The 23,925-nt window shown below is 60.9% G+C and carries 26 protein-coding genes; 9 read left to right on the forward strand and 17 right to left on the reverse strand.

What is annotated here, in order from left to right:
* The first annotated feature begins 166 nt into the window (after window positions 1–166).
* Window positions 167–931, forward strand: a complete 765-nt coding sequence (locus JOD47_RS03595) for a phosphotransferase (protein WP_239547996.1) — start codon at window positions 167–169, stop codon at window positions 929–931.
* Window positions 932–1,074: 143 nt separating this feature from the next.
* Window positions 1,075–1,347: a hypothetical protein gene (locus JOD47_RS03600; RefSeq protein ID WP_239547997.1), complete on the forward strand. Its 273-nt coding sequence runs from the start codon at window positions 1,075–1,077 to the stop codon at window positions 1,345–1,347.
* 251 nt (window positions 1,348–1,598) lie between these two features.
* Here JOD47_RS03600 and JOD47_RS03605 read toward each other — a convergent pair whose 3' ends face one another.
* From JOD47_RS03605 to JOD47_RS03615, 3 genes are all read right to left on the reverse strand, one after another.
* The gene (locus JOD47_RS03605; RefSeq protein ID WP_204532004.1) at window positions 1,599–1,949 is read right to left on the reverse strand and encodes a hypothetical protein; all 351 of its coding nucleotides are present in this window, start codon (window positions 1,947–1,949) and stop codon (window positions 1,599–1,601) included.
* An 84-nt stretch (window positions 1,950–2,033) separates the two neighbouring features.
* On the reverse strand, window positions 2,034–2,546 hold the full coding sequence (locus JOD47_RS03610; protein WP_204532005.1) for a GNAT family N-acetyltransferase: 513 nt from the start codon (window positions 2,544–2,546) through the stop codon (window positions 2,034–2,036).
* 99 nt (window positions 2,547–2,645) lie between these two features.
* Window positions 2,646–3,047, reverse strand: a complete 402-nt coding sequence (locus JOD47_RS03615; protein WP_204532006.1) for a ribonuclease E inhibitor RraB — start codon at window positions 3,045–3,047, stop codon at window positions 2,646–2,648.
* Window positions 3,048–3,185: 138 nt separating this feature from the next.
* Between JOD47_RS03615 and JOD47_RS03620 the strand changes: the two genes are divergently transcribed.
* Window positions 3,186–3,626 (forward strand): hypothetical protein, encoded by a 441-nt coding sequence (locus JOD47_RS03620; RefSeq protein WP_204532007.1) that lies wholly within the window; start codon window positions 3,186–3,188, stop codon window positions 3,624–3,626.
* Window positions 3,627–5,166: 1,540 nt separating this feature from the next.
* On the opposite strand, the gene JOD47_RS03625 is transcribed toward JOD47_RS03620, so the two are convergent.
* Complete coding sequence (locus JOD47_RS03625) at window positions 5,167–5,475, reverse strand: hypothetical protein (protein ID WP_204532008.1); 309 nt, start codon at window positions 5,473–5,475, stop codon at window positions 5,167–5,169.
* Between the two features lie 370 nt (window positions 5,476–5,845).
* On the opposite strand from JOD47_RS03625, the gene JOD47_RS03630 reads away from it, so the two are divergent.
* Window positions 5,846–6,334 (forward strand): hypothetical protein, encoded by a 489-nt coding sequence (locus JOD47_RS03630; RefSeq protein ID WP_204532009.1) that lies wholly within the window; start codon window positions 5,846–5,848, stop codon window positions 6,332–6,334.
* A 191-nt stretch (window positions 6,335–6,525) separates the two neighbouring features.
* A complete protein-coding gene (locus JOD47_RS03635) occupies window positions 6,526–7,731 on the forward strand; it encodes a DUF4232 domain-containing protein (protein WP_204532011.1) in 1,206 nt (401 codons plus the stop codon).
* 139 nt (window positions 7,732–7,870) lie between these two features.
* Here JOD47_RS03635 and JOD47_RS03640 read toward each other — a convergent pair whose 3' ends face one another.
* From JOD47_RS03640 to JOD47_RS03655, 4 genes are all read right to left on the reverse strand, one after another.
* Window positions 7,871–8,044, reverse strand: a complete 174-nt coding sequence (locus tag JOD47_RS03640; RefSeq protein ID WP_204532012.1) for a helix-hairpin-helix domain-containing protein — start codon at window positions 8,042–8,044, stop codon at window positions 7,871–7,873.
* Window positions 8,045–8,228: 184 nt separating this feature from the next.
* Window positions 8,229–9,017 carry an IS21-like element helper ATPase IstB gene (gene istB / locus JOD47_RS03645; protein ID WP_204532013.1) on the reverse strand — a complete coding sequence of 263 codons (789 nt, stop codon included), beginning with the start codon at window positions 9,015–9,017 and terminating at the stop codon, window positions 8,229–8,231.
* A complete protein-coding gene (istA, locus tag JOD47_RS03650; protein ID WP_239547998.1) occupies window positions 9,014–10,585 on the reverse strand; it encodes an IS21 family transposase in 1,572 nt (523 codons plus the stop codon). The genes istB and istA overlap by 4 nt, the downstream gene beginning before the upstream one ends.
* A 516-nt stretch (window positions 10,586–11,101) precedes the next feature.
* The gene (locus tag JOD47_RS03655) at window positions 11,102–11,389 is read right to left on the reverse strand and encodes a hypothetical protein (RefSeq protein WP_204532014.1); all 288 of its coding nucleotides are present in this window, start codon (window positions 11,387–11,389) and stop codon (window positions 11,102–11,104) included.
* Window positions 11,390–11,601: 212 nt separating this feature from the next.
* On the opposite strand from JOD47_RS03655, the gene JOD47_RS03660 reads away from it, so the two are divergent.
* Entirely contained in the window at window positions 11,602–12,603 is a 1,002-nt protein-coding gene (locus JOD47_RS03660; RefSeq protein ID WP_239547999.1) for a hypothetical protein, read from the forward strand.
* Window positions 12,604–13,408: 805 nt separating this feature from the next.
* Here JOD47_RS03660 and JOD47_RS03665 read toward each other — a convergent pair.
* The gene (locus tag JOD47_RS03665; RefSeq protein WP_204532016.1) at window positions 13,409–14,089 is read right to left on the reverse strand and encodes a DUF4166 domain-containing protein; all 681 of its coding nucleotides are present in this window, start codon (window positions 14,087–14,089) and stop codon (window positions 13,409–13,411) included.
* Complete coding sequence (locus JOD47_RS03670) at window positions 14,086–14,613, reverse strand: hypothetical protein (protein ID WP_204532017.1); 528 nt, start codon at window positions 14,611–14,613, stop codon at window positions 14,086–14,088. Before JOD47_RS03670 ends, JOD47_RS03665 begins: the two co-directional genes overlap by 4 nt.
* Window positions 14,614–14,983: 370 nt before the next feature.
* On the opposite strand from JOD47_RS03670, the gene JOD47_RS03675 reads away from it, so the two are divergent.
* The 3 genes from JOD47_RS03675 to JOD47_RS03685 are packed head-to-tail and all read left to right on the forward strand — an operon-like array spanning window position 14,984 to window position 18,280.
* Window positions 14,984–16,546: an AAA family ATPase gene (locus tag JOD47_RS03675; RefSeq protein WP_204532019.1), complete on the forward strand. Its 1,563-nt coding sequence runs from the start codon at window positions 14,984–14,986 to the stop codon at window positions 16,544–16,546.
* Window positions 16,543–17,250, forward strand: coding sequence for a class I SAM-dependent methyltransferase (locus tag JOD47_RS03680; RefSeq protein WP_204532021.1), 708 nt, complete (start codon window positions 16,543–16,545; stop codon window positions 17,248–17,250). Before JOD47_RS03675 ends, JOD47_RS03680 begins: the two co-directional genes overlap by 4 nt.
* Window positions 17,251–17,254: 4 nt before the next feature.
* Window positions 17,255–18,280 carry an NAD-dependent epimerase/dehydratase family protein gene (locus JOD47_RS03685; RefSeq protein WP_204532023.1) on the forward strand — a complete coding sequence of 342 codons (1,026 nt, stop codon included), beginning with the start codon at window positions 17,255–17,257 and terminating at the stop codon, window positions 18,278–18,280.
* A gap of 197 nt (window positions 18,281–18,477) precedes the next feature.
* Here the strand turns inward: JOD47_RS03685 and JOD47_RS03690 are convergent, their stop codons facing one another.
* From JOD47_RS03690 to paaA, 7 genes are all read right to left on the reverse strand, one after another.
* On the reverse strand, window positions 18,478–19,074 hold the full coding sequence (locus JOD47_RS03690) for a nitroreductase family protein (protein ID WP_204532030.1): 597 nt from the start codon (window positions 19,072–19,074) through the stop codon (window positions 18,478–18,480).
* Between the two features lie 68 nt (window positions 19,075–19,142).
* Complete coding sequence (locus JOD47_RS03695) at window positions 19,143–19,922, reverse strand: enoyl-CoA hydratase/isomerase family protein (RefSeq protein ID WP_204532032.1); 780 nt, start codon at window positions 19,920–19,922, stop codon at window positions 19,143–19,145.
* A gap of 90 nt (window positions 19,923–20,012) precedes the next feature.
* A complete protein-coding gene (paaE, locus tag JOD47_RS03700; RefSeq protein ID WP_204532036.1) occupies window positions 20,013–21,173 on the reverse strand; it encodes a 1,2-phenylacetyl-CoA epoxidase subunit PaaE in 1,161 nt (386 codons plus the stop codon).
* The gene (gene paaD / locus JOD47_RS03705) at window positions 21,173–21,670 is read right to left on the reverse strand and encodes a 1,2-phenylacetyl-CoA epoxidase subunit PaaD (RefSeq protein WP_204532041.1); all 498 of its coding nucleotides are present in this window, start codon (window positions 21,668–21,670) and stop codon (window positions 21,173–21,175) included. The genes paaE and paaD overlap by 1 nt, the downstream gene beginning before the upstream one ends.
* Entirely contained in the window at window positions 21,664–22,488 is an 825-nt protein-coding gene (gene paaC, locus JOD47_RS03710) for a 1,2-phenylacetyl-CoA epoxidase subunit PaaC (RefSeq protein ID WP_204532048.1), read from the reverse strand. Before paaC ends, paaD begins: the two co-directional genes overlap by 7 nt.
* Entirely contained in the window at window positions 22,485–22,838 is a 354-nt protein-coding gene (paaB, locus tag JOD47_RS03715; protein WP_056543633.1) for a 1,2-phenylacetyl-CoA epoxidase subunit PaaB, read from the reverse strand. Before paaB ends, paaC begins: the two co-directional genes overlap by 4 nt.
* Window positions 22,839–23,828 (reverse strand): 1,2-phenylacetyl-CoA epoxidase subunit PaaA, encoded by a 990-nt coding sequence (gene paaA / locus JOD47_RS03720; protein ID WP_204532050.1) that lies wholly within the window; start codon window positions 23,826–23,828, stop codon window positions 22,839–22,841.
* Between the last annotated feature and the right edge of the window lie 97 nt (window positions 23,829–23,925).

Genomic DNA, 23,925 nt, shown 5'->3' on the forward strand with positions numbered 1-23,925 from the left:
GCCATGAAGCACCTACGAAACGGGTAATGGTGCCCATTGGAAGATCCCTGCGTCCTGTCTATCTCCTAGAGTGTCTTTGATGACGAGATGGGATGGGACGCATCTGAGTGAGGACCAATCGGGGCTTGTAGTCCGTGAGCTCGGGGATCCCGTATTGCTGAGGGACTTGTCCTGGGACCTGGCGGCCACGAAGGTTCTTCATGTGCGTGCGCGCGGTGAAGATTTTGTCGTGAAAGCTGCACCGCCGGAGCACCATCACATCAACCGGGAAATTACAGCGCACGAGACCTTCACTGAAGCACTCGTTCGCAGCAACCGTACGTCTCAGCTGGTTGCTGCCCATCGAGCAGCGAATCTGTTGATAACCACCTACCAACCCGGAACACTGGTCGAGGGGACACCCTACGAGCTCGATTTGGGAGTCCACGCCCAGGCAGGTTCGGTTCTTCGTGCTTTCCATGAGCAAAGCGCACTGATCAGCGATGAGTACGAGTTGCGTGCCACGGATAAGACGGTCGCATGGCTGGACAAAGAACACCGCATCGCGTCGACGGTGGAGGCCGAGGTGCGGCAGATTCTCGCAGCGTACCGTCCAGCACCGATCATGATCGTCCCGACGCACGGTGACTGGCAGCCGCGCAACTGGCTGATGGAAGATGGCGATATACGGGTCATTGATTTCGGCCGCTTCGATCTCCGACCGCCGGCTACCGACTTATGCCGGCTCGCTGCCCAGCAGTGGAAGGAGGCCCCCGGGCTAGAGGCTGCATTCCTTGATGGGTATGGGAGCGACCCGCGTCGGGGCGTGATCTGGGTGATGGAATTGCTGCGAGAAGCTGTCGGCACCGCGGTTTGGGCGTATCAAATGGGCGATACCGACTTCGAAGCACAAGGCCATCGCATGTTGGAAGAAGCGATCACTCATTTCTAAAGGCAGGCAGCAGCTGCAGCCGAACCGCAAAGCCAAGACGACGCCGCCGTCCGTAGCCCCGAAAGGAGGTGCGGTGAGGGATCCCGCTCGCAAGTGTTGAAGGCGAATCTAGACTCGCCACATGGATCCCATCGAGCTCACGATTGATCAAGATCTTCCGCATCAGTGAGAGGAGGCAAGTTTCTGGTGCTGTGAGTTATGACTTCGAGTGGCTCAATGGTCCGAATGACGGCACCTACGGCTTCACGATTGGCAGTGTCGCCCCTGGAGCTGCGGTCGAGCCGAGTATGTCACATGACCAGCTCGCTCAGGAAGCGCGAGCATTCATTCAGGGGTTCTACGAGCCGGGAGGGGTCGGTGAGGCGGATTTCCGCGATCACATGCCAGCCAAGGGTTGCGACAACGGTGACCGCTGAGGGATCGCCACCGAATGAAGCTGGGAGATGAGGTCAACGCGTGAAGATCTGGAAGAAGGTGCTCATCGGCTTCGTCATGAGTATGGCCGCTGCCGCTGCTCTACTAATTCTCTTACCCAAGTCTCCGTACATCGCCTCGATTCCTGGAACTGCCTTCATCGCTTATGTCTGCCTTCTCACATATAAAGCCAGCAGAAACTAAGCCAGCTCAACGATGAGCCGCAGACGCGATGCGCAACTTACGGGGAACGTCAGCTAGGGATACCGCTGTCGCCTGCATGCGATTCCTCGCGTTTGAACTTCCGATACCTGAACAGCGTCATCACAACCACAACGGTCGCGAGTACCGGAGTTACGGGCAGGAACGGTCCGGAAGAATCCGCCGCATAAGAAGCAATTGCAATCACCCAGAGTCCAGCCGCAATCACTGTGACGACAACAGCAGCCCACCCGACCTGACGGGCAGTGACCCTAGGGCCATCGCTCTTTCGAGACTTGCCCATTCCTTCACTCATTTCCAGACCCCATAATCTTCTAACCTGCAGCACGCCTAGGAGGCACAGCCTACCGACGATGTCGGCAACAACCTGGAGCACCACCACGAAGGAACCTGTCAGCACATAGCCGGTCGAGAAGAGCGCGGTGAGGGATGGCGACTGGAATATATTGTCCGATGATGAACGGCTTCATCCAACTTTGTACTTGAACCCTCGATGCGATGCGACGAAGCCCAATTGCTCATAGAAACGGTGGGCGTCCTGGCGTGCCTCGTCAGAGGTGAGCTGTACGAGGGACGCCTCCACAGCGGGTGCTGCAGTTCCAGTCACCCAGCGCATCATGGTTGATCCAATACCACTTGACCGGTGATCGCTGCGGACGCGGACGGCTTCGATCAGAAGCCGAGTCGATCCGCGTCGGGCCATGCCGGGTATTCGTGTGAGCTGCATCGTTGCCAGAGGCTCGTCGGTCTCGCTCACCACCACGAGTAGGTCGTTGGAGGGGTCTGTGATGATCGCGGTCAGTGCAGAGAGGTAGGAGGCGGCGTCGGCTTCATTGGCTTTATCACCCCTCGTTGCGCTAATTGGGTCGTCCGCGAGAAGAAGCATCAGCGCACCCAGGTCGTGTTCTGTGGCTCGGCGCAGGGTGAACTCCTGTGCCTTGGCGCTGAGGCTGACGGGTAAGTTCAGAGTACGAATCACTCCCGCAGTCTCCCATCTATAGCCTGCGCGATGTTCGATGGAGGATCTAAGGAATCTTGCATAGGCGCGGCTGGCTACCACGGACACAAAGTCCGAACGTCACCCGTGTTCGAATAGCCGTTTATATCCGAAGAGGAGTCCAGCTGTGAGCGGGCGAGGAAGACTGTCCACCAAGTCAGCGCCCCAACCGTCGTACTCACCACCGTTTCGATCAACTGCGGCGAAGACAGTCTTGGTGAATTGCTCCACAGTGTCAGGATCGAGGGCCGTCGTTTTGTCTGCTTCCAGTAAGAATTGGTCGTTGACGGCCGATACTACGGTGCGATATCCCTCGGCCATCAATTCTTTGCCCGCTTCTAGAGCTGCCTCCTTCGTCGGGAAGACACCGTCATGCGCTACCTCGCGAGGTACGTCGAGATGGTCACCCTGTTTCCTGCGGTCCCTCAACTGTTCCACCGAGGATGAAAGATGGCTGGCTAGCCGGTCAGAAGCACTGGTCATGGGCACATGCTATTGGAAGAATCCGCGTTCCTGCTTCTGGAGCGTGTAGCGATGGCCGGGACGGCTCGAAGGCGCGATGAGGGGTCCGAGATGGCTGCGGAGCCGTCTCCGTTATCTCGACCCTGAAAGACTCTGATCATGACTCGGGACATCAAGACCATGCTCGATCGCGTCGTGGCCGAGGTATTCAACGCAGGCTTTGTCGTTGTTAACCGCAGCTCAGACGATTCTGCCTCCTCCACCAGTGTCCAAGTGAGCAGCAGTTCCCATCCGGAGCGTAGTGCAGTCATTCGAGTCGACCCGGTGTGGGTGGAGGGCTTTGTCCCAGAACTGAATGTTCAGACGGCCCTGCTAGTAGACGACTATGGAGAAGAAGACGACGACGAGTTGGGGGCATACAGGGAGGCCGAACTAACGAAGCTTTGTCGCGTCATGCGCGCATACCTTTTAGGAGGTGGGCAGGTAACAACGCGGCGTCGTCTGTTCGGTCGCGGTAGCACCTTCATCCTCAAAATCGAGGCGGACGGCTTCGAATGGCGCCTGGGTCAAAACCACTGGGCTGGTCCTAAACCGATTTGAGCACTCCGCTTGGCCCAAAGCACCGCGTTGGGTCGAAACCACTGCTTGAGTACGGTGCGCCCGGTGAGGGATCGTGTGTATGCGCCCGCACAGGAACGATGTTGCGTCATGGACTTCCTAGCCCTATCTGCCAACGCTGTACTAGGCAACACTGGAGTCCAACCGCTTAGTTGAACATAACGGCGGCGGCACAGCTGCGGCTCACACTCCTACAGGAGGTATTTTGCAACCGTTCAATGATCCGGCGAAACCGCCAGGTATCGTTCCGTCAACTTCAGACGCTGACAGTCACTCTCGTAACAGGGCTCCCGTAGTCCTCCTCGCCTTATTGGTGCCCGCTGTGCTGGTCGCCCTGTTCCGACTACTCAATGACCAGATCGGGCTTGGGGGCGCTGCGGCAATAACCGCAGTTGCTTCAATAACCGTCGGCGTCATCGTCGCTCTACTCATGAGGAGCAAGACAAAGAACGTGAATAAGGACTAGTGCATCATCCTCCTTGCCACTCATGCGGACGCTTTGCTTGCACTCCGGAAGGGTGCGGTGAGGGATCCAATTTGTTGAGAACTACCTCTCAATGTTGCTCTAACGCTTCGAATGTGAGGAAGCCTGCACTTTCTGCACTTCAGCTTTGAGCTTGCGGTAGTGCGCCAGATAGTTCTCATCCAGGCGATGACAGCCAGTACCGACAAGACTGAGAGTACGGCCAGGGCTCGGTCGCGGGTGTAGGGACGAACACCCGCATCAGGGTCAAACCGTGAAGGCAGCCAGAGGTACTCCGGTGCGTCGATCACACCGGCCAGCCAAAACACTGGGACGACCGCAATAGCGGTGAGCAGTAGCGAGATTGCAATGCGCCAATGAAGGCCTTCCTCTAGGCGGATCCGCCGTTTTCTGGCTTCCTTGGCTGCCCGTTGTTTCCGGATTCGGCCGGCATTTTTCCGGCCGATCCCTTTCCGTGAGTGTGCGGTCATTTGCGGCGCTGTTCGTTAGGGTTTCCGCGGCGCGCGCTTCGAGAGTCGCCCTGCAGAGCCCTTTTTGTTCTGGTTTCGCTTGGCGCGTCTTTCTCGCTGTTCAGCGAGCCTTCCCTCCGTAGAAGTCCTTTTGAAAGCGCGCACGGCACGGCGTGTCAGAGCGACGGTCACAACCGCAAATATCAGTCCAAAGACAAGGCTCACCAGAAGGATGAACCATCCCGTGTCAGCGGCGTACTCCAGAGTGTCCGGGCCACGGCGCCCTGGAAGAGTCACCTCGTCAGGCTCTGTGGTTGTGCCAGTAATCCAGCCGACGGCTGCAATGGCGGACCCAGCACAGACGACACACAGGACGGCACTCAAGAGCGCCTGAAGCACGGCTGTAAATCCGCGGCTGTCGAGGTCAGCCCGTGTAGGGGTAGGGTCCAGCAACTTCACGCTTCGACCTCCGAAAGTCCAGACTGCATCCGATCAGATTAGATCACTTCCGCGGCGGTGCCCGCCCAAGAAAGCGCACTGTGGAGGATCCGTCAGAAAATGAGCTCGGCCAAGCTTCTACAAGCTGCGCTCATGCCGAGTAGACGCGAAATGTGGTGTCTGTTCTGCAGGATTCAGGGAGTGATTCCGTGAGTTCGGAGTCTTGGCTGTATCCGCCACCGAGGGAGACTTCGTCCCCCAGTGTCACGGTGGCGAAGCCCATGTCGATGGCCCCTGCCTCGTTGAAATGCGTCCCGGCAGGGAACTCGATGTTCAATATCGTTCCGTCGGAAGCATGTCCCTGCAGGCAGTCATCCTCCCCAACTAGGAGAACGCCGCGAAATAGCGCCTCGGGCCCCGATTTACCGTCTCGCTTCGAGTCAGAGATGAGAAGAATCACGGCGTCCGATTCATTCGTTCCCGCCACGTGTTCTGAGGTGCACCCGCTAACGGTAAGGGCGCAGAGAATTGCGAGTGTGAGCGGCTGTCGACGAGCTTCCATGAGCGATCTACAACGATGCATTTGCAGTACTGCCAGTGCACCACAAGACAGCCCTGTCTCAAGCTGAATGCACGTAACAGTATGCGGAAGCTGCGAGAAGTGGCACGGTGGAGGATCGATCATACGGGCGTCGAATTCTCCTCATAGGAAAGTGTCGGCACGCGCCGGGGGCTGTGGTGCGGAAGTGTTAGTAGAGTCAGTCTCTAGCGTTCGTTGAATTTGGGGGAGTGCAATGAAACTAGTCCGAGTCCGTGCTGCTGGTGTGCTGATGACGTTTTTGTTCCTGGCCGGTTGTGCGGCGCCGTCCGCGTCTGAAGTGGAGACGGTTGTCGGCGCTTCCACAGCCGATGCCAATGAAATGATCGGTGCCGCTGAGATGCCCGAAGCGAGGCGACAGGCGATCGAACAGTTCCCCGAGGAGCTACCAGCTGGGTACGTCTGGCCCGCCGGGAATGCGGTGGCACCAGCTGCCGCAGGGCAAGACGTGGTTGCTGAAGTGGGTGTGGCAGATACGAGCATTGCTGAGTTCTGGTTGTGCGCATGGACAGCGGAGTACATCGAAGCTTCCGATACTGGCGATACCGCAGATGCACACTCAGCGTTGAGCGAGATTGAAAAGTACACATCCTTGCCCGCTGTCGTGGCTCACCATCAGAATCCCGAAGTCTTCGACTCCGCAGTGGTCGATACCGCATACGAGGGCGACTCCACGAATCTACGCAACTTCTTCAAATCATGTGGAGTTCTCAACCACTGACTGGAAAAGCCGCAGGACAGGGATAAGGGAGAAGCTTGAGAGAACAACCGAAACCACGGACAGGCCGCACTAGGATCCTTACCTCAGCCGCTCTTCTACTCGCACTTCTTGGACTCACCATCATTTGGGCTACTCAGCAGACAGCGAGCTCTGAACAAGGACCGGAACAGGCCGGATCAAGCTCTCCCGTATTGACGGAGATTGCGCAGGTTTTCGAGGAACAGCTCGCCGGCTTCCGGGCAGGCTCCACGTCCGGATTCGTTGATTACCTGGCGGCGGTCCGACCGGCCGCATTAGAAAGTGAAGGCTGGCCTGAGGCGGACTACGCCCTGTTCGGTGTGCCGCGCACGGCTGACTCCGATGCAAAAGCAGCCGGCATCGCGGTGTGGGCTGGGAATCGGGGACCGGCATCCGGAAACCCGGTGATCTGCGCCGAAATCAGCATCCATCGCGACGAGGCGCGGATTCACATCGAACAGACACGCTGCCCAGAAAAGATGCCCTCAAAAACAGGGCAGGTCGATGCACCTCAGAAAAGAGCTGAAGTGCTGGGCCTGGTACTGGAGACTCGGAACGACCTAGTAAGGGGTGATTCAGCGAACGAAGGAACACCGATGACGCAGGTCCTCCCGGCTGATCCTCAACGCGCCACCGGTCCGTGTTCCGCGAACGATCTGCGGGCAACCTTCGACTCAGGAAATGCGGCTGGAAATACTGACAACTTCGTCGTCCGCGTGCAAAACGTGGCTGAAAACCCATGTGAGCTCTCCGAAGCCACCGGCATCAACATCGACCTCGGCCGCAAAGCTCTTCAACCCTTGTGGGACCAAGCTAAATCCGCCGTGACACTGCAGCCTTGGGAGTCTGCGATGACTGCGATCTCTTACAGACCCCACCAAATCTTCCCTGCCCACCAGATTATTACCTTGCAATTGCAGGGCGGGGAGGTTCTTCTGAGACCGCCCGCTGGCCACTCCGGAGCGACCCTCGCAGTCGCGGAATCGAGCGAGATCAGTGCAACGTCCTGGGAAGTGCTGGGCTATGGAGTTGATCGAGCGCATTGGGAAAACGGTTCTGCCGCTGTCGACATCGCATCCGCGTGTCAGAATCAACAACTCGCCACAACGACGCCTCAGCCCTATCTTGCGTCAGGGCAAGACCAGCCAAGCGAGCTGCCATACCGCCTGCTGAACATCAGTACCAGTACCTGCCGCATAGATAAGGGCAGGGTCGACGGTCTCGACCAAGTGCCGCCCCTAACAATCGCATCCACTGCTGTACTGAAGCCGGGAACTGCCATCGATGTGCCTGCCGAAAGCGGCGCACCGGACTTATCCGGCACATTGATCATTGACGGAGCTCAGATACAGGAAGCCGATCCGAACAAGCGTCCTTGAGCTACACGCTGAAGCCCCGAACCTCATACGCATCGATCCCTCACCGAAACAGCGAACGGTAAGGGATCGGCTCAGCCCCGACGGTCCCTTCCATGCAATCACCCCGCCGGTTACAGATTGCGTGCATCCTTCAATAGCTTTAGGGCCTCTTTGGGTCGACTCCATGGATGTCCCTCAACTCATCAAGGTTGGCGGGCAGGTCCGGCAGCGAGTTGTAACCAGCGTCGATGAGGGCGCCGGTTGCTGGCCGACCGATTTTTATCCCGTCGAATGTCGGGCCTCGGTCATGGGAAGCACCGCTGTTGTCGGTCATACCGTCTCCTTCATTTGTGGTCGGGATGCAGGAGCGGAGCAATTTCGCGGTATGTCAATGGCCATTAGTTTCTGCCCACGGGCGGCCAGTAAAAGTGCCCGCTGGTGGCCAGTAAAACTGCCCTGTGATGGCCAACAGATCTGCCCACTGAGTGGTTCGGCGGGGTTGGCCATTTTTGGGGCGGTTAGTTCAGGGCTGTGACCCCCTTACCGGCGAGGGCTTGGGTGAGGCGGATCGAATCGCCGCTTGTTTGGCAGACGTGGGCGTGATGCAGGAGCCGGTCCACGGTGGCGGTGGCGAGGGTTTTGGGCATGAGCTCATCGAAACCGGCGGGGTGGAGGTTGGAGCTGATCGCAATGGAGCGCTTCTCGTAGGCTGCGTCCACGACCCGGTAGAGACCTTCGGCGGCGTCCGTGGCCACCGGCAACAGCCCGATGTCATCAATGACCACGAGCTCGGCGCGGAGGATCCGGGACACGGCCCTGGTGACGCTGTCATCGGTGCGGTGCGCCCGGATCAGGACGCCGAGGTCTTCGAGCCGGAACCAGGCCACGCGCATCCCGGCTTCCACGGCTTGCTGGCCGAGTGCTTCGAGGAAGAACGTTTTCCCGGTTCCGGAGGGCCCGCAGACGACCAGGTTTTCCCGCCGGGTGACCCATTCCAGGGTCCGTAGCGCGTGTTGGGTGGGGGCGGGGATGGAAGACGCGTCGGGGTCCCAGGCGTCGAAGGTTTTCCCGGTGGGGAATCCTGCTGCTTTGCGCCGGTTGGCGAGCATGGACCGTGCCCGTCCGGCGGTTTCCTCCGTGAAGAGGGCCTTGATGACCTCGACCGGCTCCCAACGCTGCGCTTTAGCGGTGGTGATCAGTTCCGGTGCCAGGGCGCGGGCGTGCGGCATCTTCAACTGACGCATCAGCGCTTCAAGGTCCGCAGGCAGGGGCGGTGCGGTGGTGTTGGTTGTGGTGACCGGGCTCATCGGGCGTCCTCCGCTGTGGTATCTGCGGTAATGGTGGTGTCGCTGGTAGGGGTGGTGGTGTGGTTCGGGGCGGGGTTGCCGATCGCCGCCCAGGCACTCGTTCCTTGAGTCAGCGAGGTGGTTTCATTCGCGGCGTGCGTGGTGGTGCGTTGGGTGGTGGCATTGAGGATCGAGGCCAGGTCACCGTGGGCGAACCGGCCATGCAGCGCGGCGGTCCCGAGAGCCCGGTCCACGGCTGCGGTGCCGGCGATCTTCGCCAGGGTGACGGCTTCGGCCATTTTCACGTTCATCCGCTGCGCGCCGGTGGCGGCTGCTTCGATGAGCCAGGTCCGGGCGCCTTCCCCGAGGGCCAGGAACTCGGCCTCGTCAGCGGTGCGGGCCTTGACCGTGTAATCGCCCGGGATGCGGGTCCTGGTGCCGGGGAAATGCTCATCACAGATGGCCGGGCTGCCCGGGCGGGTACGGCGGTGTCGGGCGACTTCGACCGGACCGGCTGGCCCGTGGTGGACGATGATGATCTGCTCGCCGGGCCCGGTGCCGTGGGCGCGGACGAACACGCGGGCGCCGAGCAGGTGCGCGGGCACCGAGTACTGCCCGTTTTCGAAGGTCACCATGGGGGTGTTCTCCGGGACGGTGCGGGCGAGCCCGAACGCGACCGTATGCGCAGCACCCGGGATCCGGTGCAACCGGGGTTGTTCCTCGGTGAGCATGGTCGCGGGTTTGCGCCGGGTAATCCGGTGTTCGCGCTGGTTCACATGATCCATGAACGCTTCGCACGCCTCCTCCAACTCGGTGAAAGTGCTGTAGTCGGTGCGGAGGTTGGTGTCTTTGGGTACGAGGTCGGCTTTGGCGAGTTTCACCGCGGCTTCGACCCCGCCCTTGCTTGCCGGGTCCGCGGGCTGGCAGGTCAGCACCGTTACGCCGTAATGCCGGGCGAAGTCCAGGGTCTGCTGGTTCCTCACCGGGACCCCGGCGACATGGGCGGTGGTCACGGATTTCTCGTTATCGGTGAGCACATACGTCGGTGCCCCGCCCAGGATCCGGAAGCACCGGTCCAGGGCGGCGAACACGCTCGGCGCGGTCCGGTCCTTGAGCGGAATCACGATCCGGAACCGGGACCAGGCCAGCCAGGCGACGAACAGGACGGTCTTCACCCCTCCGATGCGCGGGCCGTCGCCGAAGTCGTACTGCAACCACATCCCCGGCTCGGTGATCCACGGCCGGTGGACCCGGACGTGTCCGAGCCGCCACGCGGCTTTGACCTGAGCGATGGCCCGCCGGGTGGAGCGCTCAGAGCCTTCATAGCCGAGGGCTACGAGCTTGTCGTGGGCTTTATCGGCGCGGATCCGGCCGTTGGATGTTTGGACCCACTCCTCGATTTTGGGCAGGAACGGGTCGGTGACCCGGTCCCGGGCAGCGGGTTCGGCGATCGGGCGGCCGGCGTCGCGTGCCGCGACATGCTTGGCAACAGTGTGGTGCGAGCAGCCCGTGAGCTCCGCTGTTGCGCGCAGCGACCCGGTCAGGTCGTAGGCAGCAAGAATTTCCATGATTTCTCCGTCAGACTTCATACAAGGGGTCTCTTCCTCGGTCAGGTTTGATGCGATTCGACACCGTCATCAAACCCCGGGAAGAGGCCCCGTACCGCTTAAGACGCGGTAGGAACAGTAAGGAAGTGGGCAGATCTCATGGCCACCGGTGGGCAGTTTTACTGGCCGTCAGTGGGCACTTTCGTGGCCGCCTATGGGCAGTTTTTCATGGCCGCTAACAGCGGTAACCGTCCAGCGCCGGGGTCACTGCACCGGCGACGTTCGCACACAATGACAGAACAAGGCGTGCGCTGACTATTTCTTGGACCCTTGGTCGACGCCCTCGTGGGACGACCGCAAGCCGTGTTTCACGGCTAATCGAATGATCCAGTACAGGACAAAGGCAACAACTGCGATCAAAAGAATCCACAGAACGAGCATGACAATAACGAAATCGATCTCACCAACCTGCACTAGCTTCCCCCAAAGACGAGACTGAGATGATCGCTACAGACTACCCAAGCCCAGTGCTCGAACGGTGAGGGATCGGACACGGACTTACTCACGCGGGCTCTTCTTGTCATCGGAGTCTGAGGAAGGCGTTTCTTCGCCATCATCATCAAAGTAGTAGTACGTCGTCTCGGAGGCTTTCTTGCCCAACAGTTTCTCGCGATGTCTCTCGGTTTCTTCCGAGTACTTGGCACTCCATTCAAAGCCCAAGTCGCATACAAAGACAACGGCTAGCCCGAGCGAAACCCCGATGAGTACATCCCAGTTTTTCAGGAAGAAGCTGATTACCCCAGCCTCGAGGAGCAGACCAACGGCGGCGTATATGTACAGTTTCACTCGGCCTCGATCCGAAAGCTGCTTCTTCCCACAATGCAGTTTCTACAGCACCACTTTGGACCGTTGAGCCTCGAAGGATCTATGGATCACCTCGGTTCGGTGAGCGATCGGTTCTCGACTGCGGGTGGGGATGTAAGGATGAGCTGATGAACACTCCTTCACAGTTGCTTCTCGATGGGCCTCGCGGGAGACGTCTGTGTTTGGAGCTCGCGATGGAGCTAGACCCTGACATCAGGCAGAGCGCTTTCCGGCTGGCGCACAGCCTCGATCCGGCAAGCGGAACATCAAGGGTCCTGATAGCAGCCGATACTGGGCAACCCGCCGCACCGTTCCTCAACTGGTCCCCGGCCGAGCTGGCAGCAGCAATCGTTTCACTCGACTTGGCTCATATCGGTGCTGGTGCGCTCAACGCCGCTCTGCAACGGTCAGTAGAGGCGGCGCGGTACTGGCAGGAACCAGACGGAGAAGACATACTCGCTGGACTTCCTGAAGTACGCGAAGCCTTCGCACCTATCGCGGATAAGATCTTGGCCCTGCCGTCGATGCAATGGCTCCGCGAGCCACGCCACATCGAACAATGGGCCATCGACTGGCGATCAGCTGACGACCCGGCCCCGTTGCCGCGTGCACCCCGGCAAGCACTATCGAAATGGGCGCAGGACGAGCGTGCGGAAGAACTGCGTGCCTCTCGGGACCGCCCGCAAGATCCACACGCCAACTGGTCCGGAACCTGGTGGTCAGTACCGCGCGGCACCATCAGCACTGTGGGGCAGATCCCGGCAGGTTTGAGCCTCATCGAGGATTCTTTGGGATGGGAGCAGGCAACCGTTATCGCTGTCCGCGGGATTGGCGCAACGTATGAGATCCGCACCGCAGATGACTGGGTAGCACTGTGCCGGAAGTACCCGCTGGAAGGTACCGCCTCACGCCGACACGACTGGTACCGGACAACTGGTCGGAACGGCCGCTGGGTCCTCCCGGACTGGGAGCGAGTGGCCGATGAATGGGACGCCGTGCACCTGACAGGCTTGGGTTACCTCAGCAGCGCTGGCCGGGCCCTTCCCGTTGATTCCGACACGTCATCGGTTATCGCCGGCTGGGACCCAGACCGCACATTCTGGCTCACAGACGTGGCTCGAGAATGGGAGACACCACGGCAGGCATGGCACCGCCCCTCACCTCAAGAAGAGTCCTGGACGCAACTTCCGACATAACCGAGGCGCGACGGTATGCCCGCTGAGGGATCCGCTCGTCTCGGGTTGCCCGACTGTAACGGTGACGTTGCGTATCTCCGGTTTCCTCGGCGTTGAGAGGTCCGGTTGGTAGCGTGACGTCATGGGGATTCGCACTCGGTCGGCCAGCTCACTGGCTTGAAGCCTTGGTGATTGTGCCTTTTATATAGAGAGCGTCCCCTTTGTGATCGTAGGCGACTAGGAGAGTGCGATGGCTAGGTCAGTGCGAATCATTGGTTTGGTGGTGATGGTTGTATCTTTGGCCGTCCTAGCAGTTTGGCAGTGGCTTCCAGCCCTGTTCTTCTTTCCGGCAGGGGCCGCCATGCTGCTATGGAATGGTCACGAGTTCTCACTTCATCCGAACACGAGCGGTTCTTCTAACGAGTCACCGCGAAGTTGAACGCGGTAAGGCCAGTCATGTGGGACAGCACAATCGCCGTTTCGTCCGGATCGCCAGCTATCGGAGGGATCATCGGATTCGCGATACTCCTGATTATCATCGGGGGCATCCTCGTCAGGTTGGTCATCGCCATATTTCGCCGGGGAAAGAACGAAGTCAAGAAGGATGTACTCGGGCCGGTCTTCAAGTCCGGTGGAGTCCAGTCCGAACTCTATGGCTTCAAACCGACGGAAGCTCAAGACTTGCAGCCAAAAAAACGCCGCTCCGAATCTAACGACTCAGGCCGAAGGACGTAGCCTGCGGATGCTCGTGCCGGTTTCGCACTCTCCCGGCCGACGCAGGGTGAGTGGGGTGAGGGATCGACTCGTACGGGAAAAGGCCTCGGCGTTAATTGCGGATCTCTTCTCTGACCGGTTGGAGGTGTTCTGGGAACCCTCCCTCGATCAGTGTCGGGTAGGTGCACGTGAATTCGCCCTGGTATCCGAATAAGAACCCGAAGATGGGGTTCCATACCTGCATCTGAATAGTAAAAACTTCTCGGGCGTCGTCGTAGCCCTCGTAGAGGTCTGCGGTGCCGGTAAGGCTCGTCGGAATTCTGAAACCCAGGACTCCCTCGTAGAAGTGTTGAGCAGTGGACTGCAGATGCAGTGATCCGCCTGCTGTCACATCGAGCAGTAGGTCTGTGGCCAGATGCTGGTGGGTCCCCAGGTAGTCCACGATCAGCCCTGATTCCGGGTTGTAAATCATGGTCGCGTCGAATCGGCGCTGCTTAGACTCTGAGATTTTGAGCGTTCTCACGAATGTGACTGTCGGCCGGCCGAAACCGTCCACGTAGGGGTAGTTCTCGATCGTGAAGGAGATGTCGTTGCCCTGCTCCGGAAACAGGATGTTCCGGTATGCGCCCAGGCGTAGGAAGGGGCTCGTCCACCATGCCCGACGCATTCGGGAGAATGTTCCGGATCCCACGCATGCGAAGCCAGCTTCAGCGTCGACCCTGAATCGCTGCTGGAGCATGGGGTGTAGACGGTCGAATTCCTTCCCGAGCGCTAATTCAAAGATTGAACTCACAGCTTGCTCCTTCCGCGCACTGTGTTTGCCTTCGCTGGAGGCTCCAGGTCGGCAAGAGCCGCCGGCGCCAGAGCGGCACCCGCATCGGGTGCTTGGCGTAAGCATCGCCCCGCCCTTGGGACTGTCGTGTGTGCTGGTGTTAACCAGGCGGCCAGCGCTACCCCCACGCCCACTACTTTCGCCGCGACAGAAACTCGCCCTTCCAAAGGGTGAAGTGTGAGGATGCCGGCCGTAAGGAGGCCGCAGGCTCGGGCTGCTGCGTCGATGATCCAGCGTCTGCGGGACTTCTGAGGTTCCAGGCCTGATTCTGCCCATATCCGCAGACGGTCAAAGCTCAACGCTGTCGCCCAACCCAGCGCCGGACGGGTGAAAGGAGTGTCCAGAAGCCTCCCGAGGGCACCCACCCCCGGCTGATAGTTGTACCCCGTGATGAAGCGCAGTCCGTCATCGGTGGGAATGTACCGCCAGTAACCCGAGCCCTGCCCGATGGGTGAGAGCGCGTCCTCGGTGTCGAACTTCAACACCGAGGTTGCTTGGCCATCGGCGCGATACCTGTGCCCCAGCGACGTCCCGGTGCCATGAATCGTATGGAAGGGAAGGTGGAATTCGTAGCGGAAACGGTTGTCCCCAGGGCGCTGCGGTCGATCGGAACTATCCGCGAAAACCGCAGATCCCATCGCGGATGCGAATCGGAATCCTGACTTAGCTGCCATACCCGTTCCATTGATGACCGGATGGCGATTTCAACGTAAATCGGCTTGCCCTTTTCAGCTGCCGGAGCAGTCAACGTGTTCCCCACTCCAGAAGCATAAGTTGCGGACACAACATAGAGCAGCAGCACACCTGCACGCTCCCGTCCGCGAGGGTCCTTGACGGTGCTGCTAGCCTCCTTGCATGGGGAATGATGCGGCGAAGTTCGTCAGTAATTTCGGCGCCATGGTCAGGCTTGTGCAGTCGGCGCAACCTACCTCCGAGAATGGTCGGGAATTGGTCAATGCCTTGGCTGCCCACCTCGGCGTTCCACCGTCGTCCCTTCCTCTGGTCGTTGAGGAAGTGCCTGTTCACCGGTTGGTGGACGCGGATATCATCCTCGCCTCGCTCGTGGGTGAGAACAGCACGCTGACTGGCATCGGCGGCGGTGACCAGCGGCACCATATGTCCTTGAGCGACATGGTCCAGCAGTCCGACATGTATCCAAACTTTCCGCTCTCGCAGCCTGACTACGCTAATCTGCCAGTCGGTCCTGACGAGCAACGACAGACTGTTGCGCTCGGTCTGCGCCTCTTTCACCACAACGGCGAACCGATCGCACTCCTGCAGCGCAAGGCGGAACCCCGATATGGCCGGCAGTTCGCTTCACTGGAAGTGCTCTGTGCGGATGCGGCGGTCACAGCGGATTTTCTCGCCGTATTTCGGCGCCGCATGCAGAGCGAAAGCATCCTGAAAGGACAAATACTGTCCTTCACTGTCGAGGAGTTCGGTCCCAGTAGCGCGGGCGTAACATTCCACCGGCGGCCGGATCTGACGAGGGCCCAGATCGTGTTGCCTGACGGTCTCCTCGCCAGGATTAGCGAGCATGCCCTCGGAATTGCCGCTCATAAGAAGGAACTGGTCGCAGCCGGACAACATCTCAAGCGGGGGATCCTGCTGTACGGTCCGCCCGGTACCGGCAAGACACACACTGTCCGTTACTTATTGGGCGCCAGCCCGGGGACAACGGCCATCATCTTGTCCGGAGGCACGCTCGCCCATGTGGGTGAGGCAGCCCGGATGGCACGAGCTCTTCAACCGTCCATCGTGGTGCTTGAAGATTGTGACCTCATTGCGGAAGACCGCAGCTTCGGCCATGGCCCGCAACCCCTGCTCTTCGAAGTGCTGGATGCCATGGACGGCCTCGATGATGATGCGGACGTCACGTTCGTGCTCACGACCAATCGTGTGGTCATGCTCGAACGCGCTCTTGCGCAGCGTCCCGGCCGTGTGGACCTTGCTGTCGAGATTCCGCTTCCAGATGAGGGTGAACGCGCCGCCCTGTTGCAGCTTTACGCACCGCGGGAAACGTTCAGCCCGGAAGCGGTCCACGCGGCAGCAGTAGGAACTGAGGGAACGACGGCCTCTTTCACGAAAGAACTCGTTCGCCGTGCCGTGCTTGCTGCAGCGTCTGATGCGACCCCCTTGAGCGACGCTCACCTACTAGTCGCGGTGAATGAGTTGATGGCAGACAGTGCCGTCCTCACCCGCAGCCTGCTGGGTAGCAACTCTCAACTGGCCAAAGACGGACCGGGGCAAGATAGCAGTTCGTCCTTCGGGTATCGTCCTCATGCGGAGCACTATTCCGGGTCCTTTGCGCCGGCGTATAGCTCAACCATGTCTGTGACTTTTGACGACCATCAAGATGCAACGGAGGCTCATCACCCACAACCTGATGTCGTCGACCGCAAGAGCGAGGATTCGTGAAAGCCGACCTCTATGACAGTTTCGCCGAGAGCTACTCGATGGAAAACGAGTCCAGCCTCCTCAACGCCTACTACGAACGGCCGGCGATGATTGACCTCGCCGGCGACGTCGACGGCCACCGGATCCTTGATGCAGGGTGCGGCTCCGGGCCGCTGTCCGCGGAGCTGAGCGCGAAGGGCGCCATTCTGACCGGTTTCGATTCCAGCTCCGCGATGCTCGAACTGGCACGGCAGCGCTTGGGCAGGACAGCGGACCTGTGCCTGGCCGACCTTAGTAAGCCGCTTCCTTACGCCGATGATTCTTTCGACGATGTTGTCTCGTCCTTGGTTCTGCACTATCTGGAGGACTGGTCAGCACCGCTTGCCGAACTGCGACGAGTGCTGAAGCCCGGGGGTCGCCTGATCCTGTCGGTCAACCACCCCACGGTGAGCGTGGTCACCCACCCAACCGAGGACTACTTCGCCATCCGGGAGTACTCGGAGGACTATGAGTTCAATGGCGAGCCTGCGGTCCTGACCTTCTGGCACCGGCCACTCCACGCGATGATCAACGCCTTCACATCGGCGGGATACCGTATAGCCCGTGTGAGCGAACCAGAGCCGTCTCCCGACACTCCACGCGAACTCCTTCCGCCGCGCATCCTCAATGGCGAGAAGACGGCGTTCTTGTCTTTCATCTTCTTTGTCCTCGAAGCTGGCGACTGACCACATGCGAAACGTCCTGGTGCTCGGGGGAACTGCGTGGCTTGGGTTCGAAATTGCCGAGCAATTGCTGGCCAGCGGCGACGCGGTCACGTGCATTGCGCGCGGCGAGTCCGGCCGACCACCTGCCGGAGCCGCCTTCGTCCAGTCCGATCGACGATCACCGGATGCCTACGCGGCGGTAGCCAGTCAGTCCTGGGACGAAGTCATAGAGCTGTCCTACGAACCCGCCTTGGTGCAGGGGGCACTCGACGCCCTTGCCGACAGTGCGAAGCACTGGACCCTGGTCTCCTCGGTCTCCGTCTACGCCACGAACACCGACGCGGGTGCGGACGAGTCCGCACCTCTACTCAAGCCGGTGGACCTGAATGACTATGGTCAAGCGAAAGTCGCCGCTGAGCAAGCCTCTCAGAAAGCCCTGGGCAACCGGCTCCTCATTGTCAGGCCGGGATTGGTCGCCGGCCCTGGAGACGGCAGCGACAGATTCAGTTACTGGGCCGGACGCTTCGCTCTCGCAGGCGAAGGGCCGGTGCTCTCCCCCATCGCTGATGATCGAGTGGTGCAGGTGATTGATGTCGAGGACCTTGCCATTTTCATCGCACAGTCCGGCAAGGGCGGCATCGCCGGGGTCATCAACGCGACCGGCAATCAGCATGCTCTCGCAGATGTGCTTGCGCTTTGTGCGGATGTTGCCGGCTTCACCGGTGAGCTGGTGCGTGCTTCCGATGAATGGCTCATTGACCACGACGTCCGGTTCTGGGCCGGCCCCCGCTCGCTACCCCTATGGGTTCCCAAGGCCGACAGCGCATTCGCACAACGGGACAACACTGCCTTCCACGCTGCAGGCGGCGAGCTGAGGGCACTCCGTCAAACCGTGCAAAGCACACTGGATGCCGAGCGAAACCTCGGCCTTGCCCGTGAACGCAGGTCCGGATTGAGCCGATCGGAAGAACTCGAGCTGCTAGGGCAGCTTAGCGAGGCTAGCCCAGGCCGAAATCACAGATCTTGGGATCACAACGCCGAGGAAGAGTGATGGCCGGGCGTCTGCCGTACTGGAGGTGACATCCCGTTCTGAATGTCACCATCCCCCATAAGGCCCCCCGGCAGACTGCTCCGGCCACCTGTCCCAGTAAATGCCACGAAAGGACAAATGTCGGCTCTTCTGTGCGGATTACGCAGTATTGATTTCAAACCGTTGCATAACTAATTGCTTTTGCGTACTGATTTCGACTAGTCGCGGACCAGCACCAGTTCGTCCAGCGGCAAGCGCGTGCGCGGAGCCGTCTCACGTTCCGCAAGTGCTTCGACCAGTCGGTCAGCCTCGTCAACAACTCCCACGGCGGTCACGGTGACCGGCTTCAAATTCTCCGCCAGACCGAACGCAGCAGCGACCTGGTCCCAGTCGACCCCCGCCATCTGGTGGGTGTAAAGACCCTCATGATGTGCCTGAACCGAGAGGTGGGCCACTGACTGCCCCAAGTCATACTCTGCCCACTGCCGCGGCTCGCCTTCGACCGTGGAGGTCTCCGCGATGGCCACGATCAGCGCGGACGAGTTCCCTGCCCACGCGGCATTAAATCCCATCAAGGCGCTGACGATTGCATCAAACGTCTTGCTGCCGCGACGGCCCACAATGAAGCGGCGGGGCTGCGTGTTCGCGGCCGACGGCGCCCAGCGTGCTGCCTCAAGGAGAGCGGTAAGCTGCTCGTCCGTGAGAGTGGCGGCCGGGTCAAATGAGCGCGGGCTCCAGCGCTCGTCGAGCAGTGGAACCAGGGGGACACTGGTCTCTGCATTGCGGACGGTGGAATCGAGTGTTGTCGAGGTCATGCTTGCGACAACCAGTTGGGTTCCGGCGAGATTCCAGAATCTGCTGTGACGTGGGACTCCTGCCGCCCTCAGCCCTTGAAGATGGGCGCCCTCTTCTCCTGGAATGCCCGGAATCCTTCGGCGTAGTCCGGGCTGCTGCACAGCTCGCCCTGGACGGTGTTCTCGTCAGCGACCGACTCCCACAAGCCAAGCCGCCGGTCACGAATGGATGCGACCAGTTCCTTCGACGCGCGGAATGCGCCCGTAGCGCCCTGGGCAACCCGCTCCACCGTGGACCTTGTGGCCGGCAGCAGCTCCTCCGCGGGAAAGGCCCGACTGAAGAGCCCGGCTGCGACGGCATCAGCGCCGCTCATCAGGTCGGCTGTGTAGATGAGGTCCAGCGTGCGGTGTGCGCCAAGCCTCTCCGTGAACAGCCAGTGCCCGCCCGAATCCAGTGTTGCGCCCAGTTTGGCGAACGGGGATCCGATCTTCGCTGAGTTGGCAACGTACACCACGTCGGTTGCAATCAGCAATCCAAGACCAACTCCAAGGCAGGCGCCGTGTGCGGCTGCGAATGTAGGAGCGGGAAAAGCTGCCATCTTCTTGAGCAGCGGGGTGACCAGTCCGTCCAGGTAGGCAACGGCGTCGTCGGTTTCCGGGGCCACCTGCGAAATATCGCGCCCGGCGCAAAAAGCCCTTCCTTCGCCCCGCAGCAGCAGCGCGCGGACCCGGCCTTCCGCGGCAGCGGAGGCGGCGTCGTCGTACACTTTTGACAGCTCCGCGAGGCCCTCCTCGTTGAGGGAGTTCAGCTTCTCGGGCGCGTTCAAAACTATCTCGGCGACCTTGCCGTCGATGGACAGATCAATCATGGGGTACCTCCCTCTTCTTCAGAGTTTTTGTCGCCTAGTTGCCGCTAAAACCGTGCGAAGGCAGCAACTAGGCGACAAAAACTTCGTGGGTCAGGCGTCGTAGTCGACGGTGACTTCGGGACTGGTTGGCCGTGACTGGCACGTCAGCACGTAGCCGTTCGCCAGTTCATCCGGCTCCAGCGCGTAGTTCTCCTCCATGTCCACGGTTCCGCTGACCACCTTGGCCCGGCAGGTACCGCACACTCCCCCGGCGCACGCGAACGGTACATCGGGGCGGACGCGAAGCGCAGCGTTGAGGATGGATTCGCGTGCATGGGTGGGGCTGGAGACGGTGCCCTGCAGGCCATCAAGGTTGAAGTTGATGGAGTAGGAATCGGCATTCTCGTCGTCCTTCACCGGCCGGCCGATCTGGCCCTCGGGCTTGGTCGGCTCACCGGTAGTGAACAGCTCGAACCGTATCTTCTCCGGTGCGACCCCGCGCTCGGCGAGGGTGTCGCGGCACAGCTGGACGAGTTCGAAGGGACCGCACAGGAACCACTCGTCCACCTCTTCGGTGCGGATGACGCTGGTGAGCATGGTCTGCAGCTTTTCCGCGTCGATCCGCCCGCTCAGGAGCGGGGAGATGCGCTGTTCGCGGGAAAGCACATGGTGCAGCGCAAACCGTGCGGGGTACCGGTCCTTCAGGTCAGCGAGTTCCTCGAGGAACATCACATCCATCGCGGCCTTGTTGGCGTAGATGAGGTCGAACCGGGTTGCAGGGTTGGCGGCGAGTACCGACCGCGCAATGGCAATGACCGGCGTGATGCCCGAACCGGCGGCGACCGCAACGAAGGAGTGCTCGGTGGTGGTGTCGATGCTCTCGGGACTGTTGAGCCCGGTCATGGGATGCTTTGAGATGAACTGGCCCATGGGGCTCATGACGTCCAGCTTGTCGCCTGCCTTGAGGAACTCGTTGGCCCAGGTGGAGAAGGTGCCGCCGAGGTCCTTTTTGATGGCGACGCGGATCTCACCCGGTTGCGGCTCGGCGCAGATGGAGTAGCTGCGCCGCACCTCTTTCGGCTCACCGTCGATGTCCATGGTGGTTCGCAGCGCCACGTACTGGCCGGGCACGTAGTCGAACCGGCCGCTCAGCTCCTCCGGAACGGCGAAGGTCACCTCGATGGCGTCCTCGGTGAGCCGGCGCACCTCCGCAACCGTCAGTTCATGGAAAGCGGTGCGCCGCTTCGTGGACGGCGCTAGTTTCACTGCCATTAGTGGACCTTGAAGTAGTCGAAGGGCTCCCTGCAGTCCTGGCAAACATAGAGCGCCTTGCAGGACGTGGAACCGAAACGGGTGAGCTCGCGGGTGTTCAGTGATGAGCACTGCGGGCATTTGACGCTCAGGCCCACGCTGACTTTTCCTGCGGCGGCTTTCCCCGTGGGCGGCGCGATGCCGTACTCCTCGAGCTTCGCCTTGCCGGCTGCGCTCATCCAGTCGGTGGTCCAGGCCGGCGACAGCACCAGATTGACCTGCACGTTGGCGTGGCCCTGTAGCGCGAGGGCGGTGATGATGTCGTCGCGAATCGCGTCCATGGCCGGGCACCCCGAGTAGGTGGGGGTGATCGTGACGGTGATGGCGCCGTCGTCGTCGATGGTCACCGCGCGAAGGACACCGAGATCCTCAATGGTGAGTACAGGAATCTCAGGGTCCGCCACTGTTGCGGCGACCTCCCAGACAGTCTGTTCGAGGGTGAGCGTTGCGGTCACCATGTCGCTCCCGGATGTTCGCGGGCCAGGACCTGCATTTCGGCGAGGATGTACCCGAGGTGTTCGCTGTGGCGCCCGTGGCGTCCGCCGCCCACGGCGAACGGGACGGCAGGCACCTCAAGCTCGGCTTCGGCGAAGAGGGACTCGATGTCTGCATCGAAGGCCGGGCGGAGGTCGGAAGGACGCACGGCGACGCCGTCGAGGCCGGTCACAAGGTCATCATCCTCGAAGAGCTCGCCCACGTACGGCCACGTGAGGAGGATTCCCTCGATAATGCGGCGGCGCGACTCATCGGTTCCCAGCGCCAGCCGCAGCACCCACTGGCGGGCGTGATCCCGGTGGTAATCGACTTCCTTGACAGCCTTGGCCGCGATGGCAGCCAACGTCGCATCGGTGGAATTCATCAACCGGGCGTAGAGGGTGAACTGGTACTGCGAAATCACCAGCTGCCGCGCAATGGTCCGCGCGAAATCGCCGTTGGGCTGCTCCACGAGGTGGGAGGAACGGAACTCGTCCTCGCCGCGGAAGTACGCGAGATCATCCTCAGTCTTGCCCCACGCATGCCCGGCGTAGGCGAGGAATGAGCGCGCATGTCCCATCTGGTCCAGCGCGATATTGCCCAGAGCCACATCCTCCTCGAGCTCCGGCGCGCGCGAAATCCACCAGCCCAGGCGCTGCGCAAGAATCAGGGCGTCATCTCCAAGGCGCAGCGCATACTCTCCCACGGCTTCACTGGGCTTCGCATCCGACGCCGCGATGTCCTCCGGCCGGAGCGCGTTGCCCGGAGTGATGCGGGTGGCGCTCGCATTCGACTCGCTCACAGGTGCTTCACCCCTTCGCTCTTGGTGTAGTACGTGGCATGCCGGTAGTCCTTGCCCTGCGGCGACTCGAAGAACTGCCCCTTGGCATCCGGATCGCTGGAAATGATTGACGACGCCGGCACCACCCAGAGGCTCACACCCTCGTTGCGCCGGGTGTACAGATCGCGTGCGTTGCGGACAGCCATGTCCGCATCAGGCGCGTGCAGCGAGCCGGCATGCACGTGGCTGAGCCCGCGCGAGGACCGGACGAACACTTCCCACAGCGGCCACGGCTCGGCCGCCGGGTGACCGGGCTGCTCCGCGCTGGGAGCCTTGGAGCCGTCGTCGCCCGTTGTTGATCCGCCGACCATCTATGCCGCCTCTACTGTCAGATCGCGCTGGTCAGCGCGCTTCGCCGCCTGCTTCGCGGCATAGGCCGCTGCTGCTTCGCGGACCCAGGCGCCGTCGTCGTGCGCTTCACGACGCCGTTCCAAACGCTGGGCGTTGCATGGTCCGCGGCCGGCGAGGACTTCCTTGAATTCGTTCCAGTCCAGCGGGCCGTGCTCCCACTTGCCGGTGGCCTCGTTGTAACGGATCTGGTCATCCGGCAGCGTCAGGCCGAGGGTCTTGATCTGTTCAACGATCATGCCAACGAAGCGCGAGCGCAGCTCATCGTTGGAGAACCGCTTGATGTTCCATGCCATGGACTGCTGCGAGTTCGGTGAATCCTCATCCGGAGGACCGAACATCATGAGGCTCGGGGCATACCAGCGGTTCACTGCATCCTGGGCCATCTGCTTCTGCGCTTCGGTTCCATTGGCGAGCTCGAGCAGGATCTCGAATCCCTGGCGCTGGTGGAAGGACTCTTCCTTGCAGATCCGGACCATCGCGCGCCCGTACGGGCCGTAGGAAGCACGGCACAGCGGCACCTGGTTGGCGATAGCAGCGCCGTCGACCAGCCAGCCGATAGCACCCATGTCAGCCCAGGTGCGCGCGGGGTAATTGAAGATGCTTGAGTAGCGCGCCTTGCCGGCGATGAGGTCCGCCGTCATCGTGTCGCGGGACGTGCCGAGGGTTTCGGCGGCCGAGTACAGGTACAGGCCGTGCCCGGCTTCATCCTGCACCTTGGCCATGAGAATGGCCTTGCGCTTCAGGCTCGGGGCACGGGTGATCCAGTTGGCCTCCGGCTGCATGCCGATGATCTCGGAGTGCGCGTGCTGGGAGATCTGGCGGGTGAGGGTCTTGCGGTAAGCCTCGGGCATCCAGTCACGGGGCTCGATGCGGGAGTCATCGGCGATCAGCCGATCGAACTGTTCCTGCTCCGCTGTCAGATCCTGCGGAGTGTCAGTCGCGGTTGTCATGATGGTCACCTCACTGTGCGAGGCCGGCCCATGTGCCAGCCCGAAATAATTACCGACCGTTCGTTCAGGATATCGGCGAGGCGAGTTCAGAGTCAAC

The sequence above is a fragment of the Arthrobacter tumbae genome (genome assembly GCF_016907495.1).
Lineage (GTDB): Bacteria > Actinomycetota > Actinomycetes > Actinomycetales > Micrococcaceae > Arthrobacter_D > Arthrobacter_D tumbae.